Source organism: Flavobacterium gawalongense (assembly GCF_007097265.1).
In the GTDB taxonomy this organism is placed as follows: Bacteria; Bacteroidota; Bacteroidia; order Flavobacteriales; family Flavobacteriaceae; genus Flavobacterium; species Flavobacterium gawalongense.
Genome location: NZ_VJZP01000021.1, coordinates 15,998 through 36,972 on the forward strand (window position 1 = coordinate 15,998; position 20,975 = coordinate 36,972).

The following is a 20,975-nucleotide window of genomic DNA, read 5'->3' on the forward strand; positions in this document are numbered from 1 at the left end:
TGGCAAAAACTACAAATCAAATTGTTTAATTTTTCGATATAAAGTTCTTTCGGAAATCCCTAATTCATCTGCAGCTGCTTTTCGTTTTCCTTTATTTTTTTCCAATGATTTTTTAATCATTTCAATTTCTTTTTGTTCTAATCTCAAAATTTCCTCTTCCTCTTCGATTGTTTCTGCAAATAGGTAGCTATCGTCATTCTCCTGATAACGCTCTTCTTTATTTTGAGTTGTAATCAAAGCTGTTCTTGGTTCTTCTTCAAAATCTATTTCACTGTCATTTTCTTGGGAACCATATATTTTTTTGATCAAATTTTGATTTGTTTCTTGCACTTTAGAACTACCACTTTGCATTAATTCTAAAGTAAGTTTCTTCAAGTCATGCAAATCACTTTTCATATCAAAGAGCACTTTGTACAAAATTTCTCTTTCGGTATTAAAATCACCTTCGCCTTTCTTGTCTTTAATCACCGATGGTAAATTGGTACCTTCAGCAGGTAAATAGGATTGTAAAGTCGCTGCCGAAATTTCACGGTTCGTTTCCAAAACCGAAATTTGTTCTGCTACGTTCCTCAATTGACGGATATTACCGCTCCAACGAAATTTTTGCAAAACAGCAACGGCACTTTCGTCTAATTTCAATGGGGGCATTTTATATTTATGCGCAAAATCAGAGGCGAATTTTCTGAATAACAAATGAATATCTTCTTTTCGTTCTCGCAATGGAGGTAAATTAATATCTACCGTACTCAAACGATAATATAAATCTTCTCGGAATTTTCCTTTTTCGATAGCATTAAACAAATTTACATTGGTAGCTGCAACGATACGAACATCGGTTTTTTGTACTTGTGAGGAACCAACTTTTATGAATTCGCCATTTTCTAAAACACGAAGCAATCGCACTTGAGTAGTCAAAGGCAATTCGCCAACTTCATCAAGGAAAATAGTTCCGCCATCAGCCACTTCAAAATATCCTTCACGTGTGTTTGTTGCACCCGTAAAAGCTCCTTTTTCATGTCCAAAAAGTTCACTGTCAATCGTTCCTTCAGGAATAGCACCACAGTTTACGGCAATGTATTTTCCGTGTTTTCTATGAGAAAGCGAATGAATGATTCTGGGGATATTCTCTTTTCCAACACCACTTTCACCAGCTACCAGTACCGAAATATCAGTAGGAGCAACTTGAATGGCTTTTTCGATGGCACGATTGAGCTTTGGGTCATTCCCAATAATCTCAAATCGCTGTTTTATAGCTTGAACTGTTTCCATATTTTTATGTTTAAAGTTTTCATTGTTTAAGGTTTAAAAGCTCTTTCGATAACTTTAAAATCTTAAACGTTGAACTTTTTTTATTTAAAATATTCTATTCGCAATAATTATTGTGGTTTTGTTAATGTGTCTTTTAAAGGGACTGTTTTTTCAACTTTATGTTTTGGGAAATAAGTTCTAATGGTGTAGAATGTAACACAAAATCCAATTATAAAAGTAACTAAACCAATTATTATATTTTTTCTTGACATTTTTCTAGTTTTAAATTTTCTTTAATTTCAAATAACAATTCTTTTATGCTGTAGCGTTTTAATATTAAAATTTGCAATTATTCCGACTTGGCTATCAGCTAATTTCATGTAATTCAAAGTTTGGGTAACGTTGTCGGTTATAATTTCTTTTATTGCCTTTACTTCAAAAATAATCTCATCATAAACAACGAAATCTGCGAAATATTTATGTGCTATATTATGTCCTTTATAGCTTATCGAATAAGGTTTTTCTCTTTCGTAAGGGATATTATTGTTCTTGAATTCTATTTCTAATGCATCTTTATATATAATTTCGGATAACCCTCATCCTAAAACGTTATATACTTCCATACACAATCCTACGATTTTATAGTATTCCTCTTTTTTATATAAATCCATATTTTTCAATTTTTTTAGCCACGAATTACACGAATTCCCACTAATTAAATTTTTAAAGAAATTCATTTTTAAAATTGAAGAAATTCGTGCCCAATTCGTGTAATTCGTGGCGAAACTTTTTTAATTCATCTCACTCAACCCAATCGCTTCCCCTTTCAGGGTTCCACTGGTACAACTCAAAATTCTCACATTCACAAAATCCCCAATTTTGTAATTCTCTTTCGGAAAAACCACAGTAATACTTTGTGAATTCCTTCCGGAAAATTCTTCGGTCGATTTTTTGGATACTTTCTCCACTAAAACTTCCACGGTTTGACCAATGAATTCTTCACTGCGCAACCAAGCGTGTTTTTGTTGTAAATCAACGATTTCCTGTAATCTTCTTGCTTTCGTTTCTTCCGTTACATCATCTTCCATTTTGCGTCCTGCCAAAGTTCCCGGACGTTCGGAATACGAATACATATAACCAAAATTATACTTCACATATTCCATCAAACTCAAGGTGTCTTGATGATCTTCTTCAGTTTCTGTTGGGAAACCAGCAATCATATCTTGCGAAATGGAGCCGTTCGGAATAATCGTTCTGATTTTATCAATCAAGGCCATATATTCTTCTCTCGTGTGCAAACGGTTCATTTCTTTTAGTATTCTATTGCTTCCAGATTGAACCGGTAAGTGAATGTGCTTACATATATTAGGATGTTTTGCAATCACATGCAAAATGCTCTCGTGCATGTCTTGTGGGTTTGATGTCGAAAATCGAATACGCATTTTAGGAAAACCAACCGCCACCATTTCTAGTAATTGGTCAAAATCTACAGCTGTTGCTTTTTGCATTTCGGTAGCGTTTTCGAAATCTTTTTTCAATCCGCCTCCGTACCATAAATAACTATCCACATTTTGACCTAAAAGCGTAATTTCCTTAAAGCCTTTGTCCCACAAATCCTGAATTTCTTTAATGATACTTTGTGGTTCGCGGCTGCGTTCACGTCCACGTGTAAAAGGAACCACGCAAAACGTACACATATTATCGCAACCACGGGTGATAGAAACCAAAGCAGTAATTCCGTTACTCATCAATCGCACCGGTGAAATATCGCCATAAGTCTCATCTTTCGACAAAATCACATTAATCGCATCACGACCTTCTTCAACTTCTTGTAAAAGATTTGGTAAATCCTTATAAGCATCAGGACCCACAACTAGGTCTACAATTTTTTCTTCTTCCAAAAACTGACTTTTCAAACGTTCGGCCATACAGCCCAAAACACCCACTTTCATTTTCGGATTGATGCGTTTCACGGCATTGTATTTCTCCAAACGCTTGCGAATAGTTTGTTCTGCTTTGTCCCGAATAGAACAGGTATTGACCAAAACTAAATCGGCTTCTTCCAGAATTTGTGTTGTATTGTATCCGTTTCCGGATAAAATAGAAGCCACGATTTCGCTGTCCGAAAAGTTCATTGCACAACCATAACTTTCTATAAAGAGTTTTTTAGTATTCTCAGGTTTATTTTCTAAAACAAGACTTTCGCCTTGTTTGCTTTCTTCAATAATCTTTTCCATCATGTAATTTCAAAGCACAAAGATAACGCAATTCAAATAAATATGACAAGATGTCAGACGAAGAATTAACAATGTTTTTGGATTTATAACCCTAAATAAAAAAAACTTTCTTTTATGACTAAAAGAAAGTTTTAAGTAAAAACAAACAAATTAAATTTTTTATAAAAGGAGATTTTAATAACATCTCCTTTAGTGGTCTTACTAATTGCAGTTTCTTTGATAAATGATTTGCTTTAATAAAATCAATAGTATTAATTTATCTGGATCCAGAAATACGGATTGAAACTGTTAAATATGATATATTTTGATGTTGTGTTTTATTATTTTAGAACAAAAGCATATATAAGGCCGCCGCTAAACTGGATCCTATTATAGGCCCTATAATTGGAATCCAAGCGTAACCCCAGTCACTATTTCCTTTAATGGGTAAGAGCGCATGCATAATTCTGGGGCCCAAATCTCTCGCAGGATTTATTGCGTAGCCAGTTGTACCGCCTAGAGAAAGACCAATTGCCCATACTAAAATGGCTACTGGTAAGGCGCCTACTGTGCCAAGACCAATTTTTGCGGTACTATCTGAATGTAGGATTATTTCGGGGCCTGAGATGTAGAAAATTACAAAAATCAAGACGAAAGTTGCAATAATTTCACTGATCAGATTTGAAAAAGTATTTCTAATAGCAGGTCCTGTAGAAAAACAAGCTAGTTTTTTACCTTTATCATCAGTTGCTGCAAAATGGTCTTTATGAGAAAGCCAAACGAAAAAAGCACCTAACATAGCGCCAATTATTTGCGCCATAATATAAATTGGAACTTGATTCCATCCGAACTTCCCGGTAAGAGCCAAGCCGAGTGTTACGATTGGGTTTAAATGGGCGCCACTTACTGGACCAGCAACAGTAACACCGACAAAAACTGCAAATGCCCAGCCAGCAGTAATTACGATCCATCCTGAATTGTTTCCTTTGGTTTCTTTGAGTACTACGTTAGCAACAACGCCGTTGCCTAATAAAATCATTAGCATGGTACCAATGATTTCTGCTATAAATGGAGTCATAATATATAGTTTTAGAGATTAATCTTCAATCCAGTTAACTGCTCGACCAACAGCTCTATCCCAGTTTTTTACTAATTTTTCTACTTCAGTTTTTGGCATTTCGGGTGAAAATATGCGATCTACAGACCATTGTTCCTGTAAATCATCTACACTTTTCCAATATCCTATAGCTAATCCGGCTAAGTATGCCGCTCCTAAAGCTGTTGTTTCTAATGTTTTTGGTCTGATTACTTTAAAGTCAAACAAGTCTGATTGAAATTGCATCAATAAATTATTTGCTACTGCACCGCCATCAACTCTTAATTCTTTTCCCTTTTTTCCAAAATCAGCTTCCATAGCTTTGACTAAATCATACACTTGATAGGCAATTCCTTCCAGAGTGGCACGAGCAATATGTGCATTTGTTGTTCCTCTGGTAATACCCACAATAGCACCTCTTGCGTATTGATCCCAATAAGGCGCTCCTAAACCTGTTAGCGCAGGGACAAAATAAATACCTCCATTGTCTGGTACGCTTGCCGCTAAAGTTTCTATTTCTTCGGCAGAATCTATCATTTTCGCACCGTCTCGAAGCCATTGTACTGCTGCACCACCTACGAAAACACTGCCTTCTAGAGCATAAGTTGTTTTTCCATTTATTTTCCAAGCAACCGTCGTTAATAAATTATGAGTAGAATAAACGGGTTTCTCTCCTGTATTCATCAACATAAAACAGCCGGTACCATAGGTGTTTTTTACCATTCCGGGTTCAGTGCATAGTTGTCCAAAAAGCGCTGCTTGTTGGTCTCCTGCGACACCTGAGATTGGGATTTTTGTAGCAAATAGTGTTGTGCAGGTTTCTCCGTATCTTTCACTGCTTTCTTTTACTTTAGGCAACATGGCTCTTGGGATATTAAACAATTCTAATAATTCATTATCCCATTCTAAAGTATGAATGTTTAGTAATAAAGTTCTACTAGCATTTGAAACATCTGTCATGAACATTGCCCCTCTTGTAAGTTTCCATATTAGCCAAGTATCTACGGTTCCAAAACACAGTTTTCCTTGTTCTGCTTTTTCACGGGCTCCTGCTACATTGTCTAAAATCCATTTTACTTTAGTTCCGGAAAAGTAAGCATCTAAAACCAGTCCTGTCTTTTTTTGGATCATTTCTGCATGACCTTGCGCTTTTAATTCATCACAATATTTTGCTGTTCTACGGTCTTGCCAAACAATTGCATTATAAATGGGTTCACTAGTTTCTCTGTCCCAGACTATTGTTGTTTCTCGTTGATTGGTGATGCCAATTGCTGCAATTTCTTTACCGGAGATTCCTGCTTTAGCAATTACTTCTGCGGCGACACTAATTTGCGAAGACCATATTTCATTTGGATCATGTTCTACCCATCCTGGTTTGGGAAATATTTGTTCGAATGGTTTTTGAGATATGTTAACGATTTCTCCGTCATGGTTAAAGACGATAGCTCTGGAAGAAGTTGTTCCTTGATCTAGCGCTAAAATTAATTTGTTTTGCATGGTTAATATTTATAGATTTTGATTGGTTTTTATAGCTCTTTCAAAAGAAATCCTTTGGCAATAGTTTTGAATTCTAATATCTGGTTTTGAATCCAAATCTCGTCATGATCTAGTTCTTTTGCTAATAATTGTGCTACTTTTTCGCATGAAGCAATAGCGGCGCGTGCATCTAAAAATAACAAACGTACTCTTCTGGCTAAAACATCGTCTACTGTTCGTGCCATTTCATGACGTATTGCCCATGCTACTTCTGCCATAGTGTAGTTGTAATTTGGATGCAATTTTTCGCTTAATTCAGGTTCTGTATTTTGTAATTCAATTATTTGAGGAATATCGGTTCCATATATGTATAAATGATTTTCTCGGTCTAAAGTATTTGTTTTTTTGTTTCCGTGAATTGCAATATGTTCAGTTTTACATTCTTTTTTTTCTAAATGGCGTACTGTAATTGCTTTGTCTATAATATCCTCGGCAATTTTTCTGTAAGTGGTCCATTTTCCTCCGGTTATTGTAATTAATCCAGTTTCAGAAACAATTATTTTATGACTTCTAGAAACCTCTTTAGTGCTTTTTCCTTCTTTTTCGGGGGCGGCCAATGGTCTTAATCCTGCAAAAACAGATAATACATCTGCCCGAGTTGGTTTTTTTGCTAAGAATCGTTGTGCAGTTTCTAAAACAAATTCTATTTCAGATTCTAATGCAATAGGTTCTAGACTGTGTTTTTTGATTAAAGTATCGGTCGTTCCTACTACTATTTTATCGTGCCAAGGGACTGCAAACAAAACCCTTCCATCGCTTGTCTTTGGAATCATCAAGGCGTGATCACTTGGCAAGAAGGATTTGTCAAATACAAGGTGAATTCCTTGGCTTGGAACTATGTATTTTTTATATACAGTATCGTTTAGTTTCATTATCGCATTAGTGAAAACTCCTGTTGCGTTAATTATAGCTTTTCCTTTTATTTCATATCGTTCTCCTGATTCTTGATCTTCTATCAGTACGCCAATAATTTGGTTTGTATCATTTTTTAATAGATTAATTACCTTGGAATAGTTCAATAAGCATGCATCATTTTCTACCGCTGTTTGAGCTATGTTTATGGCTAAACGGGAATCGTCAAATTGCCCGTCTTGATATATAACGCCACTTACGAGGTCTTTTGTTTCAACAGTAGGTAGTAATTCGATAGTTTTTTTCTTTGTAATATATTTTGATTTTCCTAAGCTTAGTTTTCCGGCTAGCAAGTCATATATCGTTAATCCTATAGTGTAGAAATAGCCTCCCCACCAATTGTAATTAGGAATAATAAAAGATTGGTTTTTTACTAAATGACCTGCGTTTTGAGCCATTAGTCCTCTCTCTTTTAAAGCTTCTCTTACTAAAGAAATATCACCTTGCTCTAAATAACGTACGCCTCCGTGAACTAATTTTGTGCTGCGACTAGAGGTTCCTTTTGCAAAATCGACAGATTCGAGCAGTATTGTTTTGTATCCTCTGCTGGCAGCATCCAGTGCTGTACCAAGTCCGCTAGCTCCTCCGCCAATCACAATTATATCCCATTCTTGTGTTTGTTTTAGTTTTGATAATTGTTCTATACGTTTCATTATGTTTCTAATATGTTGCTTTTTGTGTTTAAAAACTTTCGAAAAACAAACTTAGTGAAATCAAATGAAACTAAATAAAATAAAGTGAAATTTATTTCATTGTTGTATTTTTGTATATTTAAGAACTGAAAATCGAAACATATAAAGAGCTGTAATGACTATTATAAATAGAAGGCAAGAAGATATACTTAAAGAGTTAAATCAAAAAGGTTATGTAAATGTTGTTGATTTATGTGAAATACATAACGTTTCGACTGTAACCATTCGAAAGGATTTGAATTTTTTAGAAAATGAAAAGCTATTACATCGCACGCATGGTGGGGCCAGTAAGCAACCTATTTATGCATTTGAAAGAGATGTGAATGATAAAGAAGGGTTGCAGGTAGAACAAAAAAAACAGATTGCGAAAGAAGCTCTAAAATATATTGATAATAATGACTATGTAATTTTAGGCTCTGGTTCAAACATCCATTATTTATCTCGTATTATTACCGGATTTCCAAAGTTAACTGTACTTACTCCTTCGTTGAGGGTCTCATTGGAGCTTAGTAAAGAAACTAAAATAGATACGATACAACTAGGGGGCGATGTTCGAAACAGTTCAACTTCAGTTGTAGGTCCAATTGCAGAGGCTACTTTGAGTCAGTTTTCTTGTAATAAACTATTTCTGGGAGCAGATGGGATTCATTTGGATTTTGGTTTAAGTACATCAAATTCTTTAGAAGCGCATTTAAATCAAGCTATGATAGATGTTTCTGAGAAAATTATTGTTTTAGCAGATTCTACAAAAATGAATATTAAGGGATTTGGGAAAATCTGTAATTTAGATAAAATTGATGTTTTGATTACGGATAGCGGAATTGATCCCGAGACAAAAACTAAGCTTGAAGAAATAGGAATTTATGTTGTTGTGGCTGATAAAATGTGAATTTTTATTTTAGTTTGGGGCTTAAATAATTCAATTTTTTGGTTTTTAATATTTGATATTTAGATTGTTTTTTTGATACTGTTTAGTGATAAAAATTATTTTTAAAATTTCCAAAAGCTCAATATTTAAAAAAAACTTCTACTTTTGTCCCAGAAAAATAGAGCAATGGCAAAGAATTTAGTTATAGTTGAGTCCCCTGCAAAGGCAAAAACAATCGAGAAATTTCTAGGAAGTGATTTTCAAGTAGAGTCAAGTTATGGGCATATTGCCGACTTGCCTTCCAAAGAAATTGGTGTAGATGTAGAAAATGGTTTCAAACCCAAATATGAAGTTTCTGCCGATAAAAAAGCATTGGTAGGCAAATTAAAGACTTTAGCCAAAAATGCCGAAATGGTCTGGTTAGCAAGTGATGAGGATCGCGAGGGAGAAGCTATTTCTTGGCATTTAGCCGAAGAATTAAAATTAGACAAAAAGAAAACCAAGCGAATTGTTTTTCATGAAATCACGAAAACAGCAATTCTAAAAGCCATTGATAATCCACGTGAAATCGATTATAATTTAGTTAATGCACAACAAGCGCGTCGAGTATTAGATCGATTAGTTGGTTATGAATTGTCGCCTGTACTTTGGAGAAAAATAAAAGGAGGACTTTCTGCAGGTCGTGTTCAATCGGTTTCAGTTCGTCTGATTGTGGAACGGGAACGAGAAATTCAGAATTTTAAAGCAATTGCAACGTATTCTATTGTGGCAGAATTCACTAACGAAGCAGGAAAATCATTCAAAGCCAAACTGCCTAAAAATTTCAATACTAAAAAAGAAGCCGAAGATTTTTTAAATAAAAATATAGGTTCTACATATAAGGTAGCCGATTTAGAAACTAAACCTACCAAAAAATCACCAACCGGTCCATTTACGACTTCAACTTTACAACAAGAAGCGGCTCGTAAATTGTATTTGCCTGTTGGAATTACTATGCAATTGGCGCAACGCTTATACGAAGCCGGACTTATCACGTATATGAGAACGGATAGTGTGAACTTATCTAAAGATGCGATGGAAGCTGCCGAAGCTGAAATCATCAAGTCGTACGGTGCAGCGTTTTCTAAGCCTAGAACTTTTGTCAATAAAAGTAAAGGAGCACAGGAAGCGCACGAAGCAATTCGTCCTACGGATATGTCACGCCACACGGTAAATATAGATAGAGATCAAGCCCGTTTGTATGATTTAATTTGGAAAAGAACCTTGGCTTCGCAAATGAGTGATGCACAATTGGAGCGTACTAATGTGAAAATTGAAGCTAACAATCATGGCGAAATATTTACTGCTTCTGGAGAAGTTTTACTTTTTGAAGGTTTTCTTAAAGTATATCTCGAAGGTAATGATGAAGACGATGAAGAGCAAGAAGGTATGTTGCCAGCGATGAAAGTCAACGAAAAATTGCAAAACAATTACATTACAGCGACAGAAAGATATTCCCGTGCAGCTGCAAGATATACCGAAGCTTCTTTGGTAAAAAAATTAGAGGAATTAGGAATTGGTCGTCCTTCTACTTATGCGCCAACAATTTCTACTATTATCAATAGAAATTATGTCGAGAAAGGAAATCTAGACGGACAAGAAAGAAATTATACACAATTGACTTTACAATCTGGAAAAGTAGGGGAGAAGTTGCTGAAAGAAAATACAGGTTCTGATAAAGGAAAATTAGTTCCTACAGATATTGGAACTATTGTTACGGATTTCTTGGTTAAGAATTTCGGAAATATTCTCGATTATAATTTCACCGCAAAAGTGGAACAGGATTTTGATGAAATTGCAGAAGGAAATATTGTTTGGACAAAAATGATGCAAGAATTCTACGATAAATTTCATCCAACAGTAAAAGATGTTGAAGCCAATGCGGATAGAGAAAGTGGCGAAAGAATTTTAGGAACAGATCCAAAAACAGGTAAGCCAGTTTCGGTGCGTTTAGGGAAATTTGGACCAATGGCCCAAATTGGAGCTGCAGACGATGAAGAGAAAAAGTTCGCCAGTTTAATGGCAGACCAGAATATTGGAAACATTACTTTAGAGGAAACTTTAAATTTATTTTTGCTGCCAAAAAATCTTGGACAGTATAAAGGCGAGGAAGTTGAGGTGAGTAATGGCCGTTTTGGTCCTTATATTCGTCATGGTGCAGCTTTTGTTTCTTTGCCAAAAGGAGAAAACCCTCTAGATGTAGATTTTGAAAGAGCGAAAGAATTAATTGACGAAAAAGCAATAGCTGATGCGCCGATTGCAGTTTATAAAGGAGAAGGTGTTCAGAAAGGTGTTGGTCGTTTTGGTCCTTTCATCAAATGGAATGGTTTGTTTATAAATGTAAGCAAGAAATACAATTTTGATAATTTGTCACAATCAGACGTTGAAGAATTGATTGAGGATAAATTGCAGAAAAATATTGATAAGGTTTTACACAATTGGGAAGATGAAGGAATTTTAGTTGAAAAAGCCCGTTGGGGACGTTCGGTTATTACCAAAGGAAAAATCAAAATTGAATTGAGTAAAGATGTTGATGCTACGAAATTAACATTAGCGGAAGTTCAGGAAATGATTGCCAAGAAAACACCAGCTAAAAAAGTAGCTGCCAAAAAAGCGCCTGCAAAGAAAACTGTTGCTAAGAAACCTGTAGTAAAAAAGAAATAAATAGTAATTAATTCCGGTTTCGTTTCCCTCTTCTTTGCTTCGCCAGTTCGCTGTCGCTCTTATGGAAAGGGTTGGGGACAGGAAAATAAATAAATAAAATGGAATTTGATTTTCTGAAACCCGTAGATGATGAAATCCTTAGTTATATAAACGGATTGACTTCTCAACAATTGGGAAGTAAAATTGTATTGCATACAGAACAACATTTTCCTGATTTAAATAAGATTAAAATTGCTGTAATAGGCGTTTTAGAAAATCGAGGAGATAAAAAAGCGGTTTCTGATGTTGATTTGATTCCACTAAGGAAAGAGTTATATGGTTTGTTTCCTGGAAACTGGCATGCTTCAATTGCAGATTTAGGAGATATTCTTGCAGGAAATTCTGCTGCGGATACTTATTTTGCATTAAAAAAAGTCGTTGCAAGTCTAATTAAGAAAAAGATTATACCTATTGTTATTGGAGGTTCTCAAGATTTGACGTATGCACTTTACAGAGCTTATGATGATTTGGAACAGATGGTCAATTTAGTTTCCATTGATAATAAATTTGACTTCGGAAAAGAAAATGAAGAAATATCAGCTTCTTCATATTTGACAAAAATAATTATAGACGAACCCAATAATCTTTTTAACTATTGTAATGTAGGGTATCAAACGTATTTTAATTCACAAGAAGAAATAGATTTGATAGAAAAATTATTTTTTGATGCGTACAGATTAGGCGAAATTTCTAATAATATATCCATTTCAGAACCTGTTTTCAGGGATGCGGATTTGGTAAGTATTGATTTGAATTCGGTTAAATCATCTGATTCAGGGAATTTTATTTCGTTTGCACCTAATGGCTTTAATGGAAAAGAAATTTGTTCTTTGTCGCGATATGCAGGGATAAGTGATAAAGTGTCTTCTTTTGGGATATTTAACCATAATAACTCCGCACAAGAATCAGTCATTATAGCACAGATTATTTGGTATTTCATAGAGGGTTTTCATTATCGTTCTAATGAATATCCTTTTGGAAGCAAGGAAAATTATTTGAAATATATAGTTCCACTGGAAGAAGAAGAGGAAGAACTTGTTTTTTATAAAAGTGATAAAACGGACAGATGGTGGATAGAAATACCATTTATTTCAAACGGTAATAATAAATTAAAAAGAAATACGTTATTACCATGTTCCTACGATGAGTATTTATTGGCATGCAATCAAGAACTACCTGAAAGATGGTGGAAAGCACAACGTAAAAATATTTTATAATTAATTATTTGATATTTATATTAAAATCCTTAAAACAGGTAATTAATTAATGCAATTTATAAGCTTAATATTATAAAATTCATAAAAAAAGAGCTTTTTGTGTATTTTATCGATTTTTTTAGCATTTTATCGACAAAATATTTTTTTTGTATTTTATTTAACATTATTTTTGAAGCAATAAATTAAGTTTCGTAATAAAAAATATTGTTTTATTAATAAATAATAAATAGGTTTACACACTTAAAAATAATGAATAGATAACCAAATTTATATGAAGAAGTTCATTGCATATACGTCAATTTTGATCCTTTTAATTGGCTGCGGTAAATCAAGCGACAAAGGAGAATTAGTTGGTATTAATGGAGGGAAATGGCATCCTGAGAAACCTTACGGAATGGCATTAATTCCAGGTGGTGCTTTTATTATGGGTAAATCAGATGATGATTTGGCTGATGTTGAAGATGCTCCTACAAAGACTGTTACTGTTCGTTCATTTTACATGGATGAAACAGAAATTACAAATAGTGAATACCGTCAATTTGTAGAATGGGTAAAAGACTCCACAATGAGAGTTCGATTAGCTATACTTGCCGATGAAAGCGGACAAAAAGCTGGAGCTACAAATGCTAAAGGTAAAAATGCCGGTAGCATTGGTGATTTTGCTTTTAATGATTCAGATCCAGAAAAGATGACTGCATATGATAAATATATGTACGATAATTATTATAGTGTAGGTACTGCTGATGATCCTTATGCTGGTAGAAAGCTTAATAAAAAAGTGAAATTAATCAAAGATACTAAGTTGTATCCGGATGAGTATTACACTGAAGTTATGGATTCCATGTATTTGCCAATAGAAGCATCATATAATGGATTACGTACAATAGATGTAAATAAATTAAAATTCCGTTATTCTTGGATGGACATTCAAGCTGCTGCCAAAGCTAAGGTAGGGAAGAGAAAAGATTTCATTAAAACAGAAGAAGTAAACGTATATCCTGACACAACTGTTTGGATTAAAGATTTTGCGTATTCGTATAATGAGCCAATGCATAATGATTATTTTTGGCACAAAGCATACGGTGATTATCCTGTTGTGGGTGTAAAATGGACTCAAGCTAAAGCTTTTTGCGCTTGGAGAACCCTAAATAAAAACACTTATATTAAATCTAAAAAGAAAGGTCACGATTTAATAAATTCTTTTAGATTACCTACAGAAGCAGAATGGGAATATTCGGCCAGAGGAGGTTTACAGTCTGCAACATATCCTTGGGGAGGACCGTATACTAAAAATGACAGAGGTTGTTTTCTTGCTAATTTCAAGCCTAATAGAGGGGATTATGCAGCGGATGAAGCCTTGTATACTGTAGAGGCAAAATCCTATGAGCCAAACGGTTATAATCTTTATAATATGGCAGGAAATGTTTCTGAGTGGACGGATTCATCATATGATCCGAATGCATACGAATATGTGTCTTCAATGAATCCTAATGTTCTGGATGCTTCAAATAAACGTAAAGTGGTTCGTGGAGGTTCTTGGAAAGACGTTGCTTATTTCCTACAAGTAAGCACAAGGGATTTCGAATATGCGGATTCTGCAAGAAGCTTTATTGGTTTTAGAACCGTTCAGGATTATATGGGATTACAAACTACCGGAAGTAACAAAAAAGGTAAATAATAAATAAACAAAAGAAACCAAATCTTTAAATGACTAACCCAAAAAAAAATTATTATGGCATTACTTAGCAAAAAAACAATGAATTTCGCTTACGGAATGGGAGCGGCAGTTGTAATCATCGGAGCATTATTTAAAATTACGCACCTTGAATTCGGTTTTATAACTGGAAATTTAATGCTAACGATTGGACTTGTTGTAGAAGCTGGAATTTTTGCTCTTTCTGCATTTGAACCAGTTGATGACGATTTAGATTGGACATTGGTTTATCCGGAACTGGCTAATGGTAAAGCTACAGGGGAGAAAAAGGCAAAAGTAGAAACTCCTTCTGATGCTCAAGGATTGTTATCTCAAAAATTAGATGCAATGTTAAAAGATGCTAAAATTGATGGTGAATTAATGTCTAGTTTAGGAAATAGCATTAAAAATTTCGAATCAGCTGCAAAAGGTATCGCACCTACTATAGATTCTATTGCTTCTACTAAAAAATATAGCGAAGAATTGACATTGGCTGCTGCCCAAATGGAATCTTTAAATAGTTTATATAAAATTCAATTACAAAGCGCTTCAAGAAATGCACAGATAAACGAAGAAGTGGCTGAAAATAACTTAAAATTAAAAGACCAAATGCAGTCTTTGACATCTAATTTGTCATCACTTAACAGTGTATACGGAGGAATGCTTTCTGCAATGAACAATAAAGGATAATTAGTTTCAAACTATATAAAAATAACAAACTAATTAGTAGAAAATATGGCAGGAGGAAAACTAACCCCTAGACAGAAGATGATAAACCTAATGTACTTGGTTTTTATCGCAATGTTAGCATTAAATATGTCCAAAGAAGTGTTGTCAGCTTTTGGAATTTTAAATAATAAAATTGTAGAGTCCAACTCTATAACAGACATTAGAAATGAAAGCTCATTTCAACAATTAGCTCAAAAAGCAGTGGATCAACCAGGACAATTCGGTGATAAAAAAGCAAAGGTTGAAAAAATAAGAGCGTTGTCTAAAGAGTTTAACGACTATATTGAAAACATTAAGTCATCGGTTACTAAAAAGTTCGTAAGAGATACTGAAGGAAATTTGCCATATGAGCAAATGGATAAAGGAGATTTGATTGATAGAATGTTCTTTACGGGAGATCGAGTTTCTAAAAAAGGAAAAGAGTTTCTAGATAAAATTAATAATTTTTCAAGTCAAATAAAAGAAATTGGCGGTAGTTCAATTGCTGATTCAGAAATGAAAAAAATTGAAGCAAGATTTGCTACGAAACCAGTTTATTCTGAAAAAGCAGGTGCTAAATTAGATTGGATTGATTATAATTATAAAGGATATCCTCTTATAGCAACTATAACTAAATTATCACAATTACAAGCAGACATCAAAACAACAGAAAGTGATGTAATGTCTGGTATGTTTCAATCAGATTTAGTTGCTGCAGCCTCTCTTACTGCTTATCAACCAATTGTAGTTCTTGATAAATCTGTTTTCTTTCAAGGGGAAGCAGTAACGGGTAAAATTATCTTAGGAAAATTTGATCCTTCATTGAAGGCAAAATCAGTTATTATTAATGGATCAAGTGTACAAGCTCAAGCGGGTCAAGCTAAATTTTCTTTTGGAGCAGGTAATATAGGAGAACATGCAATAGGAGGTTCTTTCAATTTCGATGAAAATGGAAAAGTAGTTAGTTTACCTATCAAAGACAAATATGTAGTTGTTGCCAGACCAAAATCGGCTACAATTTCTGCTGATAAAATGAATGTAGTTTATAGAGGTGTTGTAAATCCTATGACGATTTCTTTTGCTGGTGTTACAGCTGATAAAGTTACAGCCTCTGCTCCAGGATTAAGTTCTGCGGGTGGTGGTAAATACAATATGAGTCCGGGTGGTGGTTCTGAAGTAGTTATTAATGTTACTGGTTCGCTTCCTGATGGTTCTAAAGTTTCTGATAAGAAAACCTTTAGAATAAAAGGTATTCCTGGTCCAACTGGAACTATTAGAGGAGAAATGGGTGTGGTAAAAGGACCTAAATCAAATTTGCAAATTGCTACAATTGGAGCTAAATTAGTTGATTTTGATTTTGAAGTTGGTTTAAATGTAGTTGGCTTTAATTTGAAAGTAACAGGTCAGCCTACCGTTGTAGTTCAAGGAAATAAATTAAATGCGCAGTGTAATGCTGTTCTTTCTAAAGCAGTTAGAGGTGATCAGGTTACCATTTCTGAAATTAAAACAAAACTTGTTGGTGCCGGTAGTTATTTATTGCCAAGAACAGCTCCAGTAATTTTTGAAATAACACAATAAGTAAGTTTTAGACAAAGCCTACTTCAATATCTTATTATGATACCATGATGAATGTAAGAAATTTTTTAATAGTTATTGTCTCTGCAATGTGGAGTTTTACATCTGTAGCACAATCTAATTTGCTGAATGCTAAAACACCAGACCAAATTGGGCTTAAGACAGCTGCACAGCTGATTTCTGATAATGACAAACCATTAGTTTATGGTTATGTACACGACAGAGATGTTTTAATGGGAAAAACCACTTGGGAAATAATCGATTTAAGTGAAAAGATAAATTTCGCATTGTATTTTCCAATTGATACAGCAAATATTGGCTCGGATAGAAGATCCTTGTATGATGTTTTGACTAAAGCAATGAGAAATGGTAAAATTACTGAAGTATATACGGATAGTTATTTTAATACCAAAAAATCTATAGAAGATATTCAAGGTTCATTGACCCGTATCGATACTACTGATGCTGGAAGAGAACAAATTAACGCAGGTGCTCAAATATCGCCTGAGTATATCTTAAAACAAGATCTTACAGCTCAAGATGTATCGAAGTATAAAATTAAGGGCTATTGGTATTTTGACAAACGTCAAAGCGAATTGAAATATCGTTTACTCGGTATTTGTCCTATTACGCCGGATGTTTATACTATGAATAGCGACGAAAAAGATTATATTGAGTTGTTTTGGGTATTTTTTCCTGCTGCAAGAGAAGTTTTACATGAAGCTAAGGCTTTCAATGATAAAAATTCTGCAATGCCAGTTTCTTTTGATCAAATATTAAATTCAAGACGTTTTAATAGTGTTATTTACAAAGAAGAAAATGTTTACGGAGACAGAGCTATTGATGAATATATGAAAGATAATGCTCAAAATCAATTGTTGGAATCAGAAAGAGTGAAAGAAAAAATTCGCAATTTCGAACAAGATATGTGGAATTATTAATTTCAATTTCAAAAATATAATGATAAACTCTTACTATAATGGTAAGAGTTTTTTTATTTTAATGTGTTTACTTTGTATTTAGTTTAAAAGAGGTTTTTAAAATGATTGATTATTTAATAGTAGGTTCGGGTTTAGCGGGTGTTTCATTTGCAGAGTTTGCTTTGCGAAGCGACAAGTCGATTTTAGTTTTGGATAATAATTCCCAAAATTCGTCCAAAATTGCCGGTGGTTTGTATAATCCGGTAATTTTAAAACGCTTTAGTGAAGTGTGGAAAGCTCAAGAACAATTGGTGTTGATGAATGAATTTTATACTTTTTTGGAGAAAAAACTAAATTGCAAAGTTGATTTTAAAAGACCTATTTTAAGAAAATTTTTCTCCATAGAAGAACAAAATAATTGGTTTGCTGCTTCGGATAAAGCAGCGTTAGCTCCTTTTTTATCTACACAATTGATTTCCAAAAAGTATTTAGGAATTGATTCTCCTTATGGGTATGGCGAAGTTTTACAAACGGGCTATGTAGACACCGCTTTGTTATTAAATAAATACAGGGAATATCTTAAACAAAATAATCTGTTTCGGGAAGAATCTTTTGATTATGATGCTTTAAAAATTGAAAGTGATGGCATTCGTTATAAAGATTTAAAAGCCAGACATATCATTTTTGCAGAAGGTTTTGGCATGCATGCCAATCCCTATTTTAATCATTTGCCTTTAGACGGAACAAAAGGCGAGCTTTTTATTATAAAAGCATCTGAGTTGGATTTAGATGTAATTGTAAATACGAGCGTGTTTATTTTACCACTTGGGAATGATTTATTTAAAGTTGGTGCAACCTATAATTGGAAAGATAAAACCGACTTGCCTACAGAAGATGGAAAAACGGAATTAATAGAAAGAATAAAAGAAATTATTACTTGTGATTTTGCAATTGTGGAGCATTTTGCGGGAGTTAGGCCAACTGTAAAAGACAGAAGACCTTTAGTAGGAACACATCAAAAGTATGAATCAATACATATTCTCAATGGTTTGGGTACAAGAGGAGTTATGCTGGGGCCAGCAATGGCAAAAGCATTATTTGACAACATAGAATATCAAATTCCTTTAAATGCAGCAATTGATATTAACCGATTTCTGCCTAAAGGAAAAAAATAGTATTATTTTAGGTTTGTTTTTGGATCATATGAAACAAACATATTGATGTATATGTTTCTTGATAAACGCAAAACAAATGGGAATGAGACAATAAGTGAGGCAATTATTGAAATGAAAGCAACTTTCAGACTGGAGCCAAAAATCAAAAAAGAGATTATAAAGGCAGCAATTGCAACTGCAACATTCAATCCATAACTTACATACATAGCGCCATAAAAGAAGGATGGTTCAATTTGATATTTTAAACCACAATGACTACATTTTTCATGCATTTTTAAAATTTTGTCTAAATGCAGCGGATTTTTATCCAAATACATACTCTCATTCTGACATTTAGGACAAGTTCCTGTTAAAATGCTATATAATTTGGATCCTTTTTTTAACATTTGCAAAAAAATTAATTTTTCCTTTTTTAGAGTTGCAAATTTACACATTCGAAAAGGAATAAAATAACAATACATGCTTAATATACATAATTTATCCGTTTCGTTTGGAGGTTCTTATTTATTTGAAGAAGTTACCTTTCGATTGGGTGCTGGAGACCGTGTGGGTCTTGTTGGGAAAAACGGGGCCGGAAAATCGACCATGCTTAAAATGTTGGCAAAAGATTTTGCTCCTGATTCAGGGGTTATTTCTCAAGAGAAAGATCTTCGAATGGGATTTTTGCGTCAGGATATTGATTTTGAACAAGGGAGGACAGTTCTTGAAGAAGCATATGAAGCTTTTACGGATATTAAAATCGTAGAAAAAAAGCTAGCAGAAATAAATCATCAGTTAGTTACCAGAACTGATTATGAAAGTGACGAATACAGTCAAATCATTGAAGACTTATCCGATTATACACATCGTTTTGAATTATTGGGCGGATATAATTATGTTGGTGATACTGAGAAGATTCTTCTTGGTTTGGGTTTCAAAAGGGAAGTTTTTGACAATCAAACCGAAACTTTTTCTGGTGGATGGAGAATGCGTATCGAATTAGCCAAATTATTATTGCAGGCCAATGATGTTTTGTTGCTGGATGAGCCTACGAATCACTTGGATATTGAAAGTATCATTTGGTTAGAAAGTTTCCTTCGTAATTATCCTGGTGTTGTGGTGATTGTCTCACACGATAAAATGTTCTTGGATAATGTGACCAATAGAACTATCGAAATTTCTCTTGGAAAAGCGTATGATTTCAACAAACCGTATTCCCAATATTTAGAATTGCGTCATGAAATTCGTGAAAAGCAATTGGCAACGCAAAAAAATCAAGCCAAAAAAATTGAAGAGACCGAGAAGTTAATCGAGAAATTCCGTGCCAAAGCTTCCAAAGCTTCGATGGCACAATCGATGATTAAAAAACTAGATAAAATAGAACGTATTGAAGTGGATGAAGACGACAATTCGGTGATGAATATTACTTTTCCAGTTTCAAAAGAACCGGGAAGAGTAGTTATCGAAGCTGAAAATGTAACCAAAAGCTACGGGGATAAGACGATTTTAAAGGAAATCAATCTGTTAGTAGAACGCGGAAGCAAAATCGCATTCGTTGGACAAAACGGACAAGGAAAATCGACTTTTATTAAAGCAATTGTTGATGAATTCGAATACCAAGGAAATATTAAGTTAGGTCATAATGTACAGTTGGGTTATTTTGCCCAAAATCAGGCTGAATATCTGGATGGTGAAATTACTTTGTTGCAAACCATGGAAGATGCGGCAGCTGATACGAACCGAATGAAAGTACGCGATATGCTGGGTTCTTTCTTGTTTAGAGGTGACGATGTAGAGAAAAAGGTAAAAGTCCTTTCAGGAGGCGAAAGAAACCGTTTAGCACTATGTAAATTATTACTGCAGCCCATTAATGTTTTGCTGATGGATGAGCCTACGAATCACTTGGACATCAAATCCAAGAATGTTTTGAAAGCGGCACTTCAAAAATTTGGCGGTACTTTATTGTTGGTTTCTCACGATAGAGATTTCTTGCAGGGAATGTCAAATTTGGTTTATGAGTTTAAAGACCAAAAAATAAAAGAATATTTAGGCGATATCAACTATTTCTTGGAACAACGCAATATGGAGAATATGCGTGAAGTGGAGAAAAAAGATGCTCAAAAAGTGGCAGCGCCAAAAGAGAGCAATAAAGCTTCTTACGAAGATCAGAAAAAAGGGAAAGCCTTGCAAAATAAATTGAGCAAAGTGGAGAGCCAAATCAAGCAATTGGAAAAAGACATTCAAAACGATGACAAAATGCTCGCTTCTAATTATGACAAACACATTGAGGATGCTAAATTTTTCACAGCATACAACAAGAAAAAAGCTGAGTTGGACAAACTTCTTTCAGATTGGGAAATTGTTCAGGAAGAAATAGATAATTTATAAAAAATGAGAG

17 protein-coding genes are annotated in these 20,975 nt (G+C 34.1%); 9 read left to right on the forward strand and 8 right to left on the reverse strand.

Annotation, left to right across the window (positions count from 1 at the left end; genetic code table 11):
* Window positions 1-9 precede the first annotated feature (9 nt).
* From FNW38_RS11535 to FNW38_RS11560, 7 genes are all read right to left on the reverse strand, one after another.
* Complete coding sequence (locus tag FNW38_RS11535; protein ID WP_143386108.1) at window positions 10-1,269, reverse strand: sigma-54 interaction domain-containing protein; 1,260 nt, start codon at window positions 1,267-1,269, stop codon at window positions 10-12.
* 107 nt (window positions 1,270-1,376) lie between these two features.
* Window positions 1,377-1,520, reverse strand: coding sequence for a hypothetical protein (locus tag FNW38_RS17500; RefSeq protein WP_185963133.1), 144 nt, complete (start codon window positions 1,518-1,520; stop codon window positions 1,377-1,379).
* A 27-nt stretch (window positions 1,521-1,547) separates the two neighbouring features.
* Complete coding sequence (locus FNW38_RS17770; protein ID WP_317129726.1) at window positions 1,548-1,832, reverse strand: GxxExxY protein; 285 nt, start codon at window positions 1,830-1,832, stop codon at window positions 1,548-1,550.
* Between the two features lie 207 nt (window positions 1,833-2,039).
* Window positions 2,040-3,485, reverse strand: coding sequence for a tRNA (N6-isopentenyl adenosine(37)-C2)-methylthiotransferase MiaB (gene miaB / locus FNW38_RS11545; RefSeq protein ID WP_144064864.1), 1,446 nt, complete (start codon window positions 3,483-3,485; stop codon window positions 2,040-2,042).
* A 325-nt stretch (window positions 3,486-3,810) separates the two neighbouring features.
* The gene (locus FNW38_RS11550) at window positions 3,811-4,542 is read right to left on the reverse strand and encodes an MIP/aquaporin family protein (protein WP_144064865.1); all 732 of its coding nucleotides are present in this window, start codon (window positions 4,540-4,542) and stop codon (window positions 3,811-3,813) included.
* Between the two features lie 18 nt (window positions 4,543-4,560).
* The gene (gene glpK / locus FNW38_RS11555) at window positions 4,561-6,057 is read right to left on the reverse strand and encodes a glycerol kinase GlpK (protein ID WP_144064866.1); all 1,497 of its coding nucleotides are present in this window, start codon (window positions 6,055-6,057) and stop codon (window positions 4,561-4,563) included.
* A gap of 29 nt (window positions 6,058-6,086) precedes the next feature.
* Window positions 6,087-7,661, reverse strand: coding sequence for a glycerol-3-phosphate dehydrogenase/oxidase (locus tag FNW38_RS11560; protein WP_143386112.1), 1,575 nt, complete (start codon window positions 7,659-7,661; stop codon window positions 6,087-6,089).
* A gap of 154 nt (window positions 7,662-7,815) precedes the next feature.
* Here FNW38_RS11560 and FNW38_RS11565 point away from each other — a divergent pair, with 154 nt between their 5' ends.
* The 8 genes from FNW38_RS11565 to FNW38_RS11600 all read left to right on the forward strand — a co-directional run bounded on the left by FNW38_RS11565 (window position 7,816) and on the right by FNW38_RS11600 (window position 18,598).
* Entirely contained in the window at window positions 7,816-8,589 is a 774-nt protein-coding gene (locus FNW38_RS11565) for a DeoR/GlpR family DNA-binding transcription regulator (RefSeq protein ID WP_144064867.1), read from the forward strand.
* A gap of 165 nt (window positions 8,590-8,754) precedes the next feature.
* The gene (gene topA / locus FNW38_RS11570) at window positions 8,755-11,271 is read left to right on the forward strand and encodes a type I DNA topoisomerase (protein WP_144064868.1); all 2,517 of its coding nucleotides are present in this window, start codon (window positions 8,755-8,757) and stop codon (window positions 11,269-11,271) included.
* A 98-nt stretch (window positions 11,272-11,369) separates the two neighbouring features.
* Window positions 11,370-12,527, forward strand: coding sequence for a formimidoylglutamase (locus FNW38_RS11575; protein ID WP_144064869.1), 1,158 nt, complete (start codon window positions 11,370-11,372; stop codon window positions 12,525-12,527).
* Window positions 12,528-12,798: 271 nt separating this feature from the next.
* Window positions 12,799-14,205 (forward strand): T9SS ring complex lipoprotein PorK/GldK, encoded by a 1,407-nt coding sequence (porK, locus tag FNW38_RS11580; RefSeq protein ID WP_144064870.1) that lies wholly within the window; start codon window positions 12,799-12,801, stop codon window positions 14,203-14,205.
* A 54-nt stretch (window positions 14,206-14,259) separates the two neighbouring features.
* Window positions 14,260-14,910, forward strand: coding sequence for a type IX secretion system motor protein PorL/GldL (gene porL / locus FNW38_RS11585; RefSeq protein WP_143386117.1), 651 nt, complete (start codon window positions 14,260-14,262; stop codon window positions 14,908-14,910).
* Between the two features lie 45 nt (window positions 14,911-14,955).
* Entirely contained in the window at window positions 14,956-16,506 is a 1,551-nt protein-coding gene (porM, locus tag FNW38_RS11590) for a type IX secretion system motor protein PorM/GldM (protein WP_143386118.1), read from the forward strand.
* A gap of 47 nt (window positions 16,507-16,553) precedes the next feature.
* Window positions 16,554-17,444 carry a type IX secretion system ring subunit PorN/GldN gene (gene porN, locus FNW38_RS11595; RefSeq protein WP_143386210.1) on the forward strand — a complete coding sequence of 297 codons (891 nt, stop codon included), beginning with the start codon at window positions 16,554-16,556 and terminating at the stop codon, window positions 17,442-17,444.
* Window positions 17,445-17,545: 101 nt separating this feature from the next.
* Window positions 17,546-18,598: an NAD(P)/FAD-dependent oxidoreductase gene (locus FNW38_RS11600; protein WP_144064872.1), complete on the forward strand. Its 1,053-nt coding sequence runs from the start codon at window positions 17,546-17,548 to the stop codon at window positions 18,596-18,598.
* 2 nt (window positions 18,599-18,600) lie between these two features.
* Here FNW38_RS11600 and FNW38_RS11605 read toward each other — a convergent pair whose 3' ends face one another.
* Complete coding sequence (locus FNW38_RS11605; RefSeq protein ID WP_143386120.1) at window positions 18,601-18,984, reverse strand: DUF983 domain-containing protein; 384 nt, start codon at window positions 18,982-18,984, stop codon at window positions 18,601-18,603.
* Between the two features lie 73 nt (window positions 18,985-19,057).
* Here FNW38_RS11605 and FNW38_RS11610 point away from each other — a divergent pair, with 73 nt between their 5' ends.
* Window positions 19,058-20,965, forward strand: a complete 1,908-nt coding sequence (locus FNW38_RS11610; protein ID WP_143386121.1) for an ABC transporter ATP-binding protein — start codon at window positions 19,058-19,060, stop codon at window positions 20,963-20,965.
* Window positions 20,966-20,975: the final 10 nt, after the last annotated feature.